Raw genomic sequence first — 17,037 nt, 5'->3', positions numbered from 1 at the left:
AAAAGAAAATTGAATATTCAATGTCCGAAGAGAAGCAATTATCCCCTCGCCCTAAAACGGTAACGGCCCATCTCCTCCTATCGGCGGGGCAAACGGATTGTTTGTCTGCGGAGCGAAATCAGGTGCCGGTGGCGGCGGTACGGAAGCAGGGCTTCCCGCATTCATTTTAGACACCAGCATCGTTCCGGCAGGCTCACCCGGCATCGGAATAACCATATCATCCTCCGGATTCGAGAATCGGGTAAACTCACCCTTAAACCGAAGCAACACCTCACCTACCGCACCATTACGGTGCTTGGCTATCACAATCTCTGCCATACCGCGCAAGTCATTTCCACGGTCGTCCTGATAAATTTTGTAATACTCCGGACGGTGGATAAAGCACACCATATCGGCGTCCTGCTCAATGGCTCCCGATTCGCGGAGGTCGCTCAACTGCGGACGCTTGCCATCGATACCTTCACGGTTTTCCACACCACGGTTCAACTGCGACAGTGCAATGATTGGAATATTCAACTCCTTCGCCAGTCCCTTCAACGAACGCGAAATGGTACTTACCTCTTCCTGGCGGCTACCGAACGCCATACCGCTCGCATTCATCAACTGGAGGTAGTCGATGATAATAACCTTTACACCATGTTCGCGCACCAGCCGGCGCGCCTTCGTCCGAAGCTCGAACACCGACAAGGAAGGAGTATCATCCACATAAAGCGGTGCATCAATCAAATCCTTCAACTTATAGTCCAACTGCTGCCATTCGTAATTGGCCAATTGTCCGCTCTTGATTTTCTCACTCGGAATCTCGCAGACGTTCGTAATCAAACGGTTCACCAACTGGACGTTACTCATTTCAAGAGAGAACAACGCCACCGGATTCCGGAAATCAACAGCAATGTTCTTTGCCATAGAAAGCACAAAAGCTGTCTTACCCATCGCAGGACGGGCGGCGATGATGATAAGGTCGGAGTTCTGCCAACCGGAAGTCATCTTATCCAACTTGGTAAAACCGCTTTCAAGACCGCTCAGACCGTCGGTTCGTGCCGCCGCTTTCTGAATCAGTTTATAGGCTTCGTCAATCACCGGATTGATTTGCGTATAATCCTTCTTCATGTTCTGCTGCGAAATCTCGAAAAGTTTGCCTTCGGCCTCCTGCATCAAGTCGTCCACATCCAATGTCTCGTCAAAGGCCTTGCTTTGGATGTTACTGGTAAATGTAATCAGTTCACGTGCCAGTGACTTCTGCGCGATGATGCGCGCATGGTATTCAATGTGTGCCGAAGAGGCGACCTTACCACTCAGTTGCGTAATATAAAACGGTCCTCCCACTTCGTCCAGTTCTCCCCGTTTGCTGAGCTGTTCTTTTACCGTGAGAATATCCACCGGCTTCTGATTCACGGCAAGGTCGGTAATGGCTGCATAAATCAACTGATGCCGATGTTCGTAAAAAGATTCGGGACGAAGAATCTCGCTCACCAACGAATAAGCATCTTTCTCAATCATCAAAGCACCCAACACAGCTTCTTCCAGCTCAGGAGCCTGCGGCTGGATACGACCGTAATCATTAACAGGTTGTACTTTAGACTTTGTATTGCGGGTATTTTTTCTCTGTTCCGCCATGAAAATATTTAATTATTTTACGATTTACTACTTACGATGGAATCTGCCCTCTCAACGCTGCATTCTTCCATTCGGGACGGCAAAGATAAAATATAATCGTGAAGAATGGATAAAGAGAAATGAAGATTTTAGTAACTTTGCACTCGAAAAAGAAACAGCGCAGGAGGAACTAAGACGGGCGAAAAAAGAAATACAGACCGAGAAGACAGGATTTCAAGTGCTGAAAGACCCCACCACCGACGGGACGAGATTGGTTCTCGCCATTGACCGAAAGCCTATTGCTGAGTGGTTCAAGGAACAGTTCGAGAAGTTAAGGCAGAACATACGCCGACCAATACAACCACAAAGGAAAAGCAGAGGAATTTTAAAACGAATAATTAACTGTACCTCAGCAATTGAAATCAAGACAACCAAATTATTGTGGATTCTTATAGGATAAACCAGTAAAAAGTAGTACCTTTGTAACTGATATAATAGACTTTATATAAAATGGCTAAGAATAAACTTGTAGTTCCTTTTTTGAAATGGGTTGGAGGAAAAAGACAACTTATTCCAGATATTAAAAAGATGTTACCCAAAGGGGTAGCGAATCGTCCCTACTATGAGCCATTCATCGGAGGCGGAGCTTTATTTTTTGAACTTCAGCCAAAACAAGCAGTTATAAATGATTATAACGAAGAGTTGATTAATGTTTATACGGTTATAAGGGACAACCCAAATGAACTTATTGAGGATTTAAAGAAACATAAAAATACATCAGAGTATTTTTATGAAATTCGCTCTATGGATAGGCAACCTCTTTTTAAAAATCTTACCACTATCGAGCGAGCATCACGGATTATATATCTCAATAAAACTTGCTATAATGGATTATATCGGGTTAATAATGCTGGGGAATTTAATTCTCCATTTGGGAAATATAAAAATCCAAATATTGTCAATGAGCCTGTGATTAAGGCGGTAAGTAAATATTTAAATTCTGTTCGGATTCAAATATCAAATGGTGATTATGAGGCAATTTTGAGAGATATACCAACAAACTCATTTGTGTATTTAGATCCTCCGTATCATCCTATTTCAGAAAGTTCTAATTTTACAGGATATGTGCAGGGCGGATGGAGCGAGAGAGATCAACTTAGGCTAAGAGACGTTTGTAATAGATTAAATAACAATGGCATAAAATTTCTCCTATCAAATTCTGCATCTAATTTCATAAAAGAAATTTATGCAGAATACAATATTCATGTAGTACAGGCAAGTCGTGCTATAAATTCAAATTCTTCTAAAAGAGGGCAAGTTGATGAATTTTTAATTAGCAATTATGAATAAATCCAAAAATGACATAGCATGGGAGAAAATTTTTGAGAAGTATTGCATCTTGGACAAACTTGCTAATAATGAACGTATATCAATTTCTTCAACAGAAATTAATCAGTTTAGAGAAGCTCGTTTAATGACAAAGTTTGACCATAGTTCTCAACTTCCAAAATTGTTTATAGATCATAACTTATCAATATTACCGACATCTAGAGGTACGTATGAAATCGGAAAATTTAAAACTTTTTGTGATTTCAATAAAGATGATATAGAGATAACTCCTATTGATTTTCCAACTTTCTTGGAAAGTATAGATTATAAAGATATTACGAGTGAATCAATAGCCATAAATTGTGCTTTTGTATCTAAGATATTGCATGATTTTACTGGAGAGGAAAATCTGTTACCTACCGTTTCCGGTCGGATGAGTTCTTCTGTCTTTGATTTTACGATTAATTCAGGACAAAACATTTTAAAAATTAATGTTGATAATTCACAAATTGAAATAGACGGAGGGTATGAAGGAGATAGTTCTTTAAATTTGATTGAAGCCAAAAATTATATTTCAGATGATTTTCTGATTCGACAACTATATTATCCATATAGATTATGGAGTAATAAAATTGGAAAACGTGTTCGTCCAATATTCTTGACGTATTCAAATGGTATTTTCCATTTGAGAGAATATGAATTTGTTACGCCTAAATTATATAATTCCATCCGATTAATACAACATAAAAAATATGCAGTTCAAGAAGGAGGAATTAATGTTGAGAATATACAGAACATTTTGGATAGTATTCAAGTTGTAAAAGAGCCTAAGTTACCTTTTCCTCAAGCAGATAGCTTTGAGCGAGTAATTAATCTTTGCGAACTATTAAAACAAAAAGGATTTATTTGCAAAGATGATATTACGCAAAATTATGACTTTGATCACAGACAAACTGATTATTATTCAAATGCGGCAAAGTATTTAGGATTAGTAGAAGTTGTTCGTGAGAATCAACAAATAGGGTGTATTCTAACTCGTGATGGCTCTCGTATATTTAATCTGCCCATTATTGAACGGCAATTGGAATTTGTAAAACTTATATTAGCTCATACGGCATTTCAAAACACTTTAAAACTGTATTTTGATAAAGGCAATGTTCCAACAAAGGGCGAAGTAGTTGAAATAATGAAAAATGCAAAATTGTATAATATTGATTCTGAACAAACATACAAACGAAGGGCATCTACTGTTATATCTTGGATAAATTGGATATTAGAACTAATAGAGTAATAATTTAAAGAATAAGAATTATGGCTTGTGAAAAACAACATCGTTATGATCCTCAGTACAATAATTTACCTGTCGATCAAGGTGTAGCAGGAAGACATCGTTGTGCTTATAACATCCCCATACAATAAATATATATTGTATGGGGATGAGTAAATTAGAAAAATCGTATATTTATACTTTAGAAAGAGTTATTTGATAGCATAACACCGCAAATCATTGAAATTTGCACGGTTGCTAACTCGTTACCATTACTTCTCAAATAATTCGCTAAAGAATTATTCTTCAATCAGTTAAGTCAAACCATTGAAAATCTAAAATAACAAATATCCTTATGATTACCTTCCCGAACATTAAAATAAACTTAGGGCTTTCCATCACAGAGAAACGCCCGGACGGTTATCACAACCTCGAAACTGTGTTTTACCCGGTAGCCCTCGAAGATGCTTTGGAAATCCGGACTTCCTGCGAACCGGAGAAAAAAATAGCCCTCCACCAATATGGAATGGAGATAGCCGGCAATCCGGAAGACAACTTGGTAGCAAAGGCTTATTCGTTGCTGGACAAAGAATTCCACCTCCCTCCCATCGAGATTCATTTATACAAGCACATCCCTTCGGGAGCGGGACTCGGTGGCGGTTCGTCCGACGCGGCGTTTATGCTAAAACTTCTCAACGAACAGTTTCACCTGAATTTATCTGATGAACTATTGGAAACGTATACCGCTACTTTGGGGGCAGACTGCGCTTTCTTTATCAAAAACAGGCCGGTTTATGCCGAGGGAATCGGAAATATCTTCTCGCCAATCGAACTTTCACTGAAAGGTTACCAAATAATGATTGTAAAACCTGACGTTTTCGTTTCCACCCGCGAAGCATTCGCCAGCATCCGTCCCCATCGTCCCGAACATCCGGTCAAGGAGGCCATCCGTCGTCCGGTTTCAACATGGAAGGATATTTTAATCAACGATTTCGAGGCGAGCGTTTTTCCCCAATATCCCATCATCGGAGAAGTAAAGGAAGAACTTTACAGACAAGGAGCGCTCTATGCTTCTATGAGTGGTTCGGGTTCTTCCGTATTCGGTTTGTTTGCACCAGAAACAACTTTGCCGGAAATTGCCTGGGGAAAGGGGTATTTCTGCTTCACAGGAAAGCTGTAAAACGAAGAGAAAAAAAGGCGTGATAATTAGAGAATCACGCCACCACCCATTTCTCAATATTACGCATTTGCGCATTAAAATTCACTCCGATTTTAAACAATTGATGCTTACTTCCTGCCTCAAAAGGAAATGTATAATGTTTCTCATCAATCTGTCGCAAGGCTTCTTCCGCTGTCCCATCCAATTTAAACTCCATCACATAAATAAACTTATCTGTCTGTAAAACCAAATCGATACGTCCTTCACTTGTATGATATTCCGCCTTTACATAAAATCCGACCAATTTAAATACAATGAAAAGCACATTCTGATAATGTAATTCCAAATCACGAATAAGTTCATAAGGAGTATCGGCAAAGAAACTCTGGAGACGACGGAAGAAAGAATCGTAATCTCCCGACTCTATCTCACGAACAAATTTCCGTATTTCAAACTCCGTCTCTACTACATTAGTATTTGCATAAAAAGGAAGCAGAAATTTAAAAAAACCTTCCTCTACTTCACGATTCGGAAAACCTAAACTATAAATTCCGAACTCTTCATCATATCCTTTGATGGTAAGATAACCACTTTGATAAATGACCGGAAGAGGATTTTCCGATGCCGCATCAATACTATTCAACACGGCAGCACTGGTTTCCTCCTGCGCCATACGTCCCAAGTCATAGCGATGTTTTTTCAGCAATTCCACCAGATAAGTAGGAGTTCCAGTCTCAAACCAATAACTTCCAAACTCTTTATATTTAAATGTATTAAGCAGGCTGAAAGGATTGTATATCCCGATAGAATTGTGCGTAAAATGATAACCGTCGTAGTACTCACGCAGTTTATTGCAAAGCACATCATAAGCCATATTCTCCGCATCCGCCAATTCATGCAGCTCCTTTTCCAAGTTCATATGAAGTTCCTGCTCTGAAATCCCACAAATATCCATATATTGGCTCCGCATCGAGATGTCTTCGAGATTATTCAAATCGCTAAACACACTCACTTTACCGAATTTCGTTACTCCCGTCAGAAACGCAAACTTAATACAGCCATCCATTGTCTTAAGTACACTATAGAAAGCCTTCATCGTATTACGGAATTCTTTCTGAAGTTCCTCGTTACCTATCGCTTGCAACATCGGTTTGTCATATTCATCAATCAGAATAACAACGCGTTGCCCCGTTTGCTTGCAAGCACGCTCAATAATGCCACGAAAGCGCAATGCAAAAGTCGTTTCCGAAGGAGCCGTGCCATACTGTTGCTCCCACTTCTCCAGAGTGAAATTCAGAATACTGTTCAAACTCTCCGGCGTGTCATACCTTTCCGTATTCAAGTCAATATGAAAAATAGGATACACATTCCAGTCTTTCTCCAATTTTTCAATGGCCAACCCCTCAAAAAGTTCTTTCTTCCCCAAGAAATAGGCTTCAAGTGTAGAAATGAGCAGACTTTTCCCGAAACGACGCGGACGGCTCAAAAAATAATAGCTGCCAGTCTTCACCATCTGATAAATCAAGGCAGTCTTATCAATATAGAAATAACCGTCTTTCCGGATTTTCTCAAAATTTTGGACGCCAATCGGATATAATTTCTGCAATTCTTCCATATCAATCATATTTTCCACAAAGCTACAAAAAAATCTATTTCAATCCATTTTATTCCTCCATATATTCAAATACTTTATTTTCCACGCATCCAACATCTTTTCGCAAGCATCCGATAAAGCAGAAATCACTTAATCCATTTTGTCCCATATTTTCCTTAATCCTCTCACCGCCGGACAACGCCATTCCAACGTTTTCAAACTTGCCTGCGAAAACTGTCGCCAACACTATCCGCAAAAAACTTATTACGTGAGTTTTTTGCATTTTTCGAGCACACAGTTTTTCATCCCGAAGAATCAACAAGCGTTTTATCACCTGAATACAAGCAAGTTAATAAACACATTCTCTCTTCTTCCCCGCCAACGTGTCCTCCTTTTAAAAGGACATAAAGACAAAAGGACACTATAGTACTACAAAAAATTCCGATGTCGACAACGAAGTCTATTAATTGAGAGAGAAATTCCGGAACAGGACTCCTGTATTCCTCCAATAATACGTAAAACAATATTACCAATATACTAAATAAATATATCATTGAAGACAATGCTTCCTACATATATTCAGTGTCATACGTTCGCCTAACTCGAGGATAAATCCTGACAATATTCGTAATTTCACTCAAGAGTGGTCCAACCATTTCACAACAAACAAAGCGATTTATGTTAGCGCAATATACAATTTCAATGCTCGTAAGATTACACGTCATTTAAAACCACTTAACAAAGTATAAATCAACAAGATACTCCATAACCCTTGTATTAAGATGAATAAATAACAAATACGGTTGTCTTTTTGTCCTTTTGTCCTTTTGGAAAGCCGGAAAAACATCGGGAGATTTGAAAAAAACATCTTAATAATTGAAATCAAACATTGGGAAGTTTCGATACAAATCTTCCGATGTTTTCCCATTTTTGCTATCGGTGAAACATCCTGTACAGGGCATTAATTTCCTGCTAACCGATATAGAAAAATATCAGTATCCAGAAACGCAAATCATGGGGCTTACAACTAACGTTATAAAAAAATATCAACGATCTTCACAGACCGTTGATATCGTGGGAAATTCACGTCGCATTCACCCTCCGACGCCAGGGGTAGATAGAAATGCACCGTTGTGCTGTTTCTAATCTACAGATGTAGGAAATCATGCATCTTATAGCAAGAAGTTAGGGACCTACATTTTTTTCATCTCACATAATGGAACACTCACGTGCTCATTCATCTCAACATTTATTTACACCTAAAATTTTATTATCGTATTATTAAAAAATCAATGTTTATTCAAAGTTTTTCATATTCAGCATTTTAATAAACAATGATGTATGTTCAGTCGCAACTCTTTCTATATTAAAAAAAGCATTTACTCTCATCAAACTATTAGAAATGATTTTTTGCTTCAATTTTTCATTATAAAAAAGTTCTTTGATAGCTTTTGCCGCCTGCTCTACATTATCCATTTCCACCAACAAACCATTTACTTGATCTGTTATTAAATCAGGTATAGCATCCACCTCCGTTGCCACTATTGCTTTACCCAATTTCATATATTCGGCAAGTACCAAACCGAATCCTTCCCAACGAGACAATAGTACAGCCTGGTCAAATAAATTAGCATACGCAATCGGATTATCCACCCACCCCGTTATTACTATTCTTCCTGTCAATCCGAGTTCTTCGGCCAAACGTTCAATCTCTCCACGTTGTTCCCCATCTCCGACAATCAGAAAATAGGCATTCGGAATCATATCTTTCAGTATAGCAGCAACTCTCACAAAAATATCAGGAGCCTTTTGTGCAGAAATGCGTCCGACCATTCCTATCACATAAGCATCATCGGGGATATCCAATAAAGTACGCGTAACAAGAGAATGTTTCAACAGTTGTTCAATATTCTCAATGGAAATTCCATTAAAAATAACTTTTATCTTAGAAACATTTGCGATATGCTTTTGGATTGCCGATAGCTTTTCATAGTTGGAAATAACGATATATCGAGTAGTAAGTGGTGCAAGCATTCGTTCAAGCCATAAATAGATGTGACTTTTCAAACTCGACCTTTTCATATTAAAAGCCCATCCATGCGGATTGTAGACAAGAGGAATTCCCGTACCTATATTGGCAATACGTCCAATACCACCTGCTTTACTACTATGACAATATATTATATCAGGATGATGGTAGTTGATTAAACTACGCACAGAACTTATCGCTTTGGCATCACTCATCGGCGATAGAGAATTGCACATATCTATTTGCACAAACTCATCAACCAACTTTTCATAGTCATCCTTAGAATAATCAAACGAACAGACTAATATATGCTCAAATCGATTTCTGTCCATATACGCCAAAAGCATACGTAGATAACAATCAACTCCACCGGCGCATTGAACAATATGAAATAAACGGATTTTATTCATCAAAAATCAAATAGAATAACTATTTCAACCTATTCAATTCCAATTCAAATTTTTCTACAACAGCCTTCCAAGTAAAGTTTTTTCGAACACTTTCATACCCTCCTCTTCTGACTTTCTCATAGCAAGGCAAATTTTGTAATACATCTATACATATAGCAGCAAATTCCTCAGCAGATGAAGATGTAAGTAGTTCTTCCCCATTCTGAAAAGTTGTTCCTTCTATTCCTTTACTTGTAGAAACGACTAATTTACCATACCCCAAAGCTTCTAAAACTTTAACTTTTACTCCTCCTCCGTGTGACAATGGTATTACAACCAAATCCGTACGTTCATAATAGCCTTCTATGCTATCCAAAGTACCTGTCACAATTATATTAGGATTTTTTTCTGATATTTCCATCAATTCTTTAGACGGATCTTTACCTACAATATAAAACTTGGATGCTGGTATTTCTTTCTGAACAAGAGGAAAGACATTTTTAGAAAACCAAATGGCAGCTTCTTTATTTGGTGGGTAAGACATTTTCCCAAAAAATGAAATAGCATTACAAGAATCTTTACTTTCTTTATACTCATGTATCTCTGTCCCTATAGGAACCAATAATGTATTAGACTTACCAAATTTTCTTTCAAAAAATGCTTTATCTTCAATAGAAACAAATGTAAATAACTTAACACTCATTTCTCTATAACATCTTTCTTCATAATAGTATAACCTTTTTGACTCTACATTGTAAATCAGTCTTTTCAACGGATTAGTAATACTTTTAGCCAAATTGTTTAATGTAGCATACTCTATATTATGCTGACTTAAAATCAATTTATTAGAATTAAGAATTCTACGACTTATATTACCTAACATCTGTGGAAATTCAACTATTACCCAATCTATATTTTCTCTTTCAAAACATACATTTATATCCTTCTTCATTGATGCAATCCATCGAGATACACATACAAAAGGACCTTTTATTAATTTAAACAAAGCAGCACCTTTATTTCTTTTGTACAAATGTACTTCTTTACAATATTTCAACAAATCCGCTCTATATTCATATTCATCATCATTATCTACCACACAGAAAAAGTATATCTCATTATTTTGTGAAAAATACTCCAATCTTTTCATTACTACTATACGCCCCCCAGTATTAGCAGGATATGGGCATTCCGATGAAATCCAAATCACCTTCATATCACCCTCTTTACTTTATTTAATTTTATATATTTATTTTCCATCAATCACATCCGAATCATTTGCCGAAGTCCCCCATTGCATTTTCATCTTTACAGGTTTATAATTATCCTTTATGCGTATATGCACAAAAAATAATGCAATTACACAATAATCTAAGACTGAAGAAAACAGCAATTGAATAACAATTAAGACAAATAATACTTTAAATAAAATATTTCCTTTCTCCAATTTCTTTACAGAATACTTACACAATCTTAGATAGTTTCTGATAAACAAAAACGTTCCTATTATTCCCCAATATATACTACTTTGCCCCAAAAAAGACTTTGCCGTTACCGCATTGTCATTTCCATTATTTACCAAACTAATTATTTCATCAGAACGCAATGGCATATTTATCATATCAATAAGGTATAAATTATTTCGCATCATTTCTGGAAACAAATACATATACGTTTGAAAACCGGTACCCAGTGGAAAACAGACACCAATAGAATATCCTATGAACATTGAATAAAACCGGGTAACTACAGACGTATAATTCTCCAAATCATTCATAGAACTTTCAATTAATTTTGGAACAATAAATGATAATATATACCCTCCCCCAATTAAAAATCCCATCATCACGAGTATCCCCTTAAAACTGAATATATATTTTATATTTTGGAAAAAAAATAAAACACCAGAAATACAAACAATAGCCAATAATGTCTTTGAACCAGATAGTGAAATATGTAACCCTGCACATATTAACACCAATCCTAACAAAATTTTATTTTTTCGTATATAATAGGTATAAAAAACAGATAATGCAAAAAATACCTCTAACATTAATGCTGTTGCAGAAGATTCTGGAGTAAGCAACCGAATTCTATAATAAATATCAGCGTGCAACGTATGAAGATACGTAAATGCATATGGAGACTGGTTAAATTCAATTAATAATATTATTGTTAACAAAATAAATCCCCCAAAAAATGGCTTCAAAATTCGTTCTATAGTGTAGTTTCCTGCAATATTTATCAACAATAACAAGTAGCAAATATATGCTTGGAAAGTAAGCCAAAGTTTTATAAACTTAGCGAACAAAGATTCCCCCAATTGTGTATAAGAAATACCCAAGATAGGATAGATAAGAAATGCCACTAAACTTAAAATAGTTGTGACTTTAATGAGAAAACTAAACTGTTGAACAAAGCTATCAGTTTTATTTATTCTGTTTGTTAAAACAAACAACACATATAAACAAAGACTGATACATGGCAACATTGATTCTCCAAAAGCCCCCAAGTATATAGATAAAGGCGAATCTGTATATAGTGTCAAATATATGAGAAAACTATATAACCAATATAGCTTATTATTGATTATCGGCATATTACCAATTATTCAAATCATCAATTCGTACATTATAGATTCTATGCAAAAGATTTTTTGGCATTGCATATTTTATAATACGACTAATATAAAAACGAAATACATCAACAAAATACAACTTATACCGTTTAAAAAAAGAATAATTAAATTTTTCATGAATACGTAATACTTCTTTTCGAGATTTTGAATAGTTATTATATGTTGCTCCATCATCCATTTCTACAATTGCTATCGCAACATCTATATGTTTATATTTTCTGCCCTCCCAATAATACCCCAATAAAAGATTATAGTCAGCAGCCAGTTTCCATTTTATATCAAACCCTTTTTGTATCAAAATTCTCCGAACAAAAGTACTTTGATGACTAAACACCATATGATTCATTATTTGTTCTATATTACCAGCCTTTACCAGACGCTTACCAAATTTGTATTGATAAACAACATCTCCATAGAGAATATCCACATCATCCTTATAGCTATTAGCAAAACTTCTATTCAGAACCTCTTCATCTATAAAAATATCCCCGGCATTCATGAAATTTATCCATTCACCAGTTGCTTTTGCTATACCTTTATTCATAGCATCGTAAATTCCTTGATCCGGCTCACTCGTCCAATAAGCCAATCTATTGGTATATTTCTTGATAATATCCAATGTTCCATCCTTACTACCACCATCAATAACAATATATTCTACTTTGTCATATTGTTGGTTTAAAACAGATAACATTGTCTCTTCAATATTTGCAATAGCATTATAGCATATAGTGATTACAGAAATAATTGGCGTATTCATCATATTACAAGAAAAAATCATTAAATTCAATATTACTTAATATTCCCATCTCACATTCTCTTTCAACACTCTATCACTGTTCACAGCCACAAACTCTTTGTCTATACTACGACTAATTGTTGAATTGGCAGCCACAATTACATTATCCGAAATTTTCACTCCTTTAAGAACAGTACATCCAGAACCTATCCATACATGGTTTCCTACATTTAATTGTTTTTGAAGAATTTAAAATTTCGCCACTATTTATTGAAATTACTTTATGCCAATCCGTGTCCATTATAAGCAAATCCCACGAAAGATTGGTACAAAGTAACGTAGAACGACCTGTAACATTAAACTTTTTTCCCAAAGTCATTGTAGCATTTTTCCCTACCTCTACACAGCACCCTGAACCAATCCTTGCCTGACCAATGTACCTGCTATATTCCATATTGTCCGACAATTGTCGTCAACAAAGCCCAGGCTATGTTTTCCTATCTGAAGTATTTCCGTTTTCAATGGACAATCAAAAACTAATTTCCCCTTCCGAACATTCTTAAGATTTACCTTCCCAAATATAAGGATAGGAAAAAGTATTGCTTTATCAAACGGAAAAGTTACAAAATTGATATAAATCGTAAAGAATAAATTCAACCTTTTAAATTGAGTCAAAATATATTTAATAGACTTCATTAAAACTTGAGATTATATTATACACTCATGTAATTAATCATATCTAATACTTTTATCTTATATCCTCCTTGCATATCCGAAAAGTTAAACATTAACTTGTATGTATTTACTCCAAAAAGTATCAAATTCCCATTTTTCAAAAGCATGGCATCCAAATGGCAACTTTCCATTCAAATCATACAAATAAGATGGATTCACTTCGAATGAAAAGAAGGAAGCCTCCTCACATGATGGTAAATTCGCTCTTACTTTCCATGCCTGTACTGCCCATTTACTAAAATAGATATCCTCATTCAGCACACCCGATTTAATAAAATAGTTCAATGTATTTCTATAGCCTAAAGATTTCAATATAATTTTACATAAAGAAAGACATAACAAATAGACTTTTCCACAATTAGCATTTACCTGCTCAGTTAAATACATTTTCCACAAATAACTTGGGGTTAAATAAGGAAGCCATTTCCATCTCTCAAGTAATTTTATACAATATTGAATTCTACGCAAAGAAAATCCCCCATTACCAACGCCCAACATTTCTTTACTATACATAGGAGTTATACCTTTAGGAGATATATCTTTAAAAAAGGGACTACCTATATAATCATATCCTTTCTCACACCACATTTGTAATTCATCACGAAACACCCATGCATCTAATTGATATATAAGCATATAGTCATAATCACGAAATGCAGAGTAAAAATCAATATTATAACACAGTCTATTGTATCCTTCTACCGAAGTAAAAAAATGACGTCCAAAATACTTAACACTAACATTTTTAGAATATTCTTCTGCTATCCTCATATAGACAGTTAAGTCCAATTCCTCATAGGTCAATAGGCATAAATCAAAACTCTTAAGAACTTTGAGACATTGCCTTAAAGAAGCCAATTCTGTTACTTTGGGAACAACTTTATATACAGGAACTACGACAATGCAACTTTTCATTTCTTTATCAAGTCTCTAATAAACTTAATCCCTTTTTCACCAACTACGCTTTTTATCCTCTCTTTAATATGATGTTTCATAGAAGCTACAGCCATTATTTTCAAAGCCTCATTCTCATCAATATCCCGAGTAAAAACTTCAAAAACACAAGAATTATTAATAGCCGGATTGACAAAAGTTTCCATACTTGCTAAAAAAGTCTCCTTAGTATTCGCTGTAAGATAATCCATACCCAAATTACGAGCATAATCACAAACAAGTGTCGGCGATTGATTCCCATAATGCCCTGCTGCTGCAATATATTGATTTACGTCCTCTTCAAATATATGACCTGGATTCAGATGATGAGTAAATTCACATCCCTTACCGTTATTCACTAAAAGAATACGCAAATTATTTCCCAAATGTCTATTACCCAGCGCATTCATATCATAGAAAAAAGCCAAATCACCTATAACACAAAAATGAAGTTTATTCGGATTAACAAGCGATGCTCCTAACAAAGAAGATAATGTACCATCTGTACCAAATCCTCCAACATTACTTGCTGATTGGATTGAGTTTGATACCTCAAAGAAATTCCATGAACGAAGCGAAGTCAAAATACCAAAATGAATAATTGAAGATTCCGGTAGTTTAGGAGCCAAAGTTTTTGCCATCCATACATTGGAAAGAGGAAGTTCTGGTAATTCATCATACATTTTATTATACTCTGCCCGACATTCTTGTATAAAAGAAATACCTGGACAACAATCTTTGTTTGCGTAAGATTCAAAAAAATGCTTATCACTCATTTCAAAAAGATGAGTCAACTTACCATAACGGTCACGCAATTGTCCATCCTCATTGACACGCCAAACTTCTTTAGCGTAAGTTCCCATATTGAAATGGTCACCTGAAATTTCACCTAAATGAATCAGTAAACGAATATTTTCCAAACATTTAGCTCCTTTCAAAGAGAGCAATGCATCCAACTGTCGAAAGCGTCCTTTATACCCACTCGTATGATCACAAAAAACGATTGCATTATGATTTTCACAAAAACGGTCAATACTTGTTGTAACATCTTCGGTAAACGTTCGATGGGAACCTATAAATATAGCTATCTGACCTTGCGGTAAAGTAGGTAATTCATCATCATATGAAATACGTTTTATCACCTTAACAGAAGGTAAACAAGTCACCGAAAGATCACGACTATATACTGTTTCCAAATTTATATGCGCAGGACCTCCACCGTGAAGTGTCAAAGCAGATATAGCCTGATTGATTTTCAGCGCAGCACTATCAGCATCTTTATCATCACGAACCGTAGGTATATAAGTACTAAACGTCAAAATATCATTCGGATGCACACTACGATCAGTCACTTGGTCATATAGATTACCCAAACGACGTAAATCCTGTGTTCCTGTTACTACCAGAATAGGCAATTTACGATAGTATGCTTCTGTCAATCCAGGCATATAATTACGGGCTGCTGTTGCTCCTGTACAAGTAATCATAACAGGTTCACCCGATTCTTCCGCCATACCGCAAGCCATATAAGCTGCAGAACGCTCATCTACTGATGAATACATTTCAAAACTTCCATCATACATTAATGAAGCATTCAACATCATATTTGTACCACCTGGTGAAGTAATAACTCGCTTTATACGATGCTCTTTAAGTAACTTGACGAGAATCTGTATTCCTTTTTCACTTGAATAATGAGTATGCATCTTTATACTTTATGTTATTTATAAAACTTTCAAAAATATCAATCAAACGAATAACGCTTATCATAATCATCAACAGTTAAGTTCCCTAATCCTCCAGTCATAAATATTGTGTCTCCCACAATTGTACGTCCCATATCACTCACTAAAAGCACTGCCATTTGAGCAACTTCTTCAGGCATTACATAACGTTTTATGGGACTAGATTCTAAAGATATATCAGATTTCTCTTTTAGTTTCAGCATGGGAGTCATAGTAGGTCCAGGAGCTATACTATTCACGGTAATATCATATGTAGACAAAGATTTGGCAAGTCCCATAGTAAGTGCCCTTATTCCCCATTTGCTTAAAATATAAGGAGAATTAGCAGGACGGAGACACGAAGATGAAGATATATTAAGAATATTCCCCTGAATCTTATTATCAACCATATATTTACCAACAAATTGAGATAAAAAAAACGTTCCTTTCAAATTTGTATCTATTACCTTGTCAAAATCTTCTTCAGTGACATATGGCATAGACGTACTCTCTATTCCAGCATTATTTACTAATATATCTATCTTTTTCCCTGGCAAAGAATGCACAATATTTTCCCAACATGATTCAAAAGTATTTATTTCTATATTATTCATTTTGCATATATAAACCCTACCTGCAAACTTTCCATCTTCAAGCAATTCCTCTAATTTTTCTTGCAACGTTAATTGAGTTCTTCCTGTTATTATCACAGTTGCTCCTGCTTGTAAAAAAGCTCTAGCAATAGCAAATCCAATACCACTAGTTCCACCAGTAATCAACGCACATCTTCCTTCAAGCAAATGATTAGCTGTTAAGGTTATAATATTTGCAGTAACATGATTAACTGGAATTCCATTGAATATAAAAGTAAATAAACGCTTACAGTATGTTTTCAATCCCATAAA

General features: G+C 35.7%; 14 protein-coding genes and 1 pseudogene. 5 read left to right on the top strand and 10 right to left on the bottom strand.

The window, feature by feature from the left end:
• Positions 1-51 precede the first annotated feature (51 nt).
• A complete protein-coding gene (gene dnaB / locus QZ331_RS08165; RefSeq protein ID WP_294629435.1) occupies positions 52-1,617 on the bottom strand; it encodes a replicative DNA helicase in 1,566 nt (521 codons plus the stop codon).
• Positions 1,618-1,813: 196 nt separating this feature from the next.
• Between dnaB and QZ331_RS14455 the strand changes: the two are divergent.
• From QZ331_RS14455 to ispE, 4 genes and pseudogenes are all read left to right on the top strand, one after another.
• Positions 1,814-1,981, top strand: a pseudogene (locus tag QZ331_RS14455) (mobilization protein); the annotation flags it as partial.
• A gap of 125 nt (positions 1,982-2,106) precedes the next feature.
• Entirely contained in the window at positions 2,107-2,946 is an 840-nt protein-coding gene (locus QZ331_RS08155) for a DNA adenine methylase (RefSeq protein WP_294629433.1), read from the top strand.
• Positions 2,939-4,216, top strand: coding sequence for a transcriptional regulator (locus QZ331_RS08150; RefSeq protein WP_294629432.1), 1,278 nt, complete (start codon positions 2,939-2,941; stop codon positions 4,214-4,216). Before QZ331_RS08155 ends, QZ331_RS08150 begins: the two co-directional genes overlap by 8 nt.
• A gap of 331 nt (positions 4,217-4,547) precedes the next feature.
• Entirely contained in the window at positions 4,548-5,372 is an 825-nt protein-coding gene (ispE, locus tag QZ331_RS08145) for a 4-(cytidine 5'-diphospho)-2-C-methyl-D-erythritol kinase (RefSeq protein WP_294629431.1), read from the top strand.
• Between the two features lie 34 nt (positions 5,373-5,406).
• On the opposite strand, the gene QZ331_RS08140 is transcribed toward ispE, so the two are convergent.
• Positions 5,407-6,966: an ATP-binding protein gene (locus QZ331_RS08140; RefSeq protein ID WP_294629430.1), complete on the bottom strand. Its 1,560-nt coding sequence runs from the start codon at positions 6,964-6,966 to the stop codon at positions 5,407-5,409.
• Between the two features lie 139 nt (positions 6,967-7,105).
• On the opposite strand from QZ331_RS08140, the gene QZ331_RS08135 reads away from it, so the two are divergent.
• Positions 7,106-7,372: a primase C-terminal domain-containing protein gene (locus QZ331_RS08135; protein WP_294629429.1), complete on the top strand. Its 267-nt coding sequence runs from the start codon at positions 7,106-7,108 to the stop codon at positions 7,370-7,372.
• Between the two features lie 869 nt (positions 7,373-8,241).
• Here the strand turns inward: QZ331_RS08135 and QZ331_RS08130 are convergent.
• From QZ331_RS08130 to QZ331_RS08100, 8 genes are all read right to left on the bottom strand, one after another.
• Positions 8,242-9,384: a glycosyltransferase family 4 protein gene (locus QZ331_RS08130; protein ID WP_294629428.1), complete on the bottom strand. Its 1,143-nt coding sequence runs from the start codon at positions 9,382-9,384 to the stop codon at positions 8,242-8,244.
• A 19-nt stretch (positions 9,385-9,403) separates the two neighbouring features.
• On the bottom strand, positions 9,404-10,579 hold the full coding sequence (locus QZ331_RS08125; protein WP_294629427.1) for a glycosyltransferase family 4 protein: 1,176 nt from the start codon (positions 10,577-10,579) through the stop codon (positions 9,404-9,406).
• 33 nt (positions 10,580-10,612) lie between these two features.
• Positions 10,613-11,962 (bottom strand): hypothetical protein, encoded by a 1,350-nt coding sequence (locus QZ331_RS08120; protein WP_294629426.1) that lies wholly within the window; start codon positions 11,960-11,962, stop codon positions 10,613-10,615.
• Between the two features lies 1 nt (position 11,963).
• Positions 11,964-12,764 carry a glycosyltransferase family 2 protein gene (locus tag QZ331_RS08115; RefSeq protein WP_294629425.1) on the bottom strand — a complete coding sequence of 267 codons (801 nt, stop codon included), beginning with the start codon at positions 12,762-12,764 and terminating at the stop codon, positions 11,964-11,966.
• Between the two features lie 33 nt (positions 12,765-12,797).
• Complete coding sequence (locus tag QZ331_RS14450) at positions 12,798-12,989, bottom strand: DapH/DapD/GlmU-related protein (protein WP_365976073.1); 192 nt, start codon at positions 12,987-12,989, stop codon at positions 12,798-12,800.
• 531 nt (positions 12,990-13,520) lie between these two features.
• A complete protein-coding gene (locus QZ331_RS08110) occupies positions 13,521-14,390 on the bottom strand; it encodes a DUF5672 family protein (RefSeq protein ID WP_294629424.1) in 870 nt (289 codons plus the stop codon).
• On the bottom strand, positions 14,387-16,114 hold the full coding sequence (locus QZ331_RS08105) for a thiamine pyrophosphate-binding protein (RefSeq protein WP_294629423.1): 1,728 nt from the start codon (positions 16,112-16,114) through the stop codon (positions 14,387-14,389). Before QZ331_RS08105 ends, QZ331_RS08110 begins: the two co-directional genes overlap by 4 nt.
• Before the next feature lie 38 nt (positions 16,115-16,152).
• A complete protein-coding gene (locus tag QZ331_RS08100) occupies positions 16,153-17,034 on the bottom strand; it encodes an SDR family oxidoreductase (RefSeq protein WP_294629422.1) in 882 nt (293 codons plus the stop codon).
• Positions 17,035-17,037 lie beyond the last annotated feature (3 nt).

The organism is uncultured Bacteroides sp. (assembly GCF_910586915.1).
Taxonomy (GTDB): Bacteria; Bacteroidota; Bacteroidia; order Bacteroidales; family Bacteroidaceae; genus Bacteroides.
This window is presented reverse-complemented; position numbering and strand designations above follow the sequence as displayed.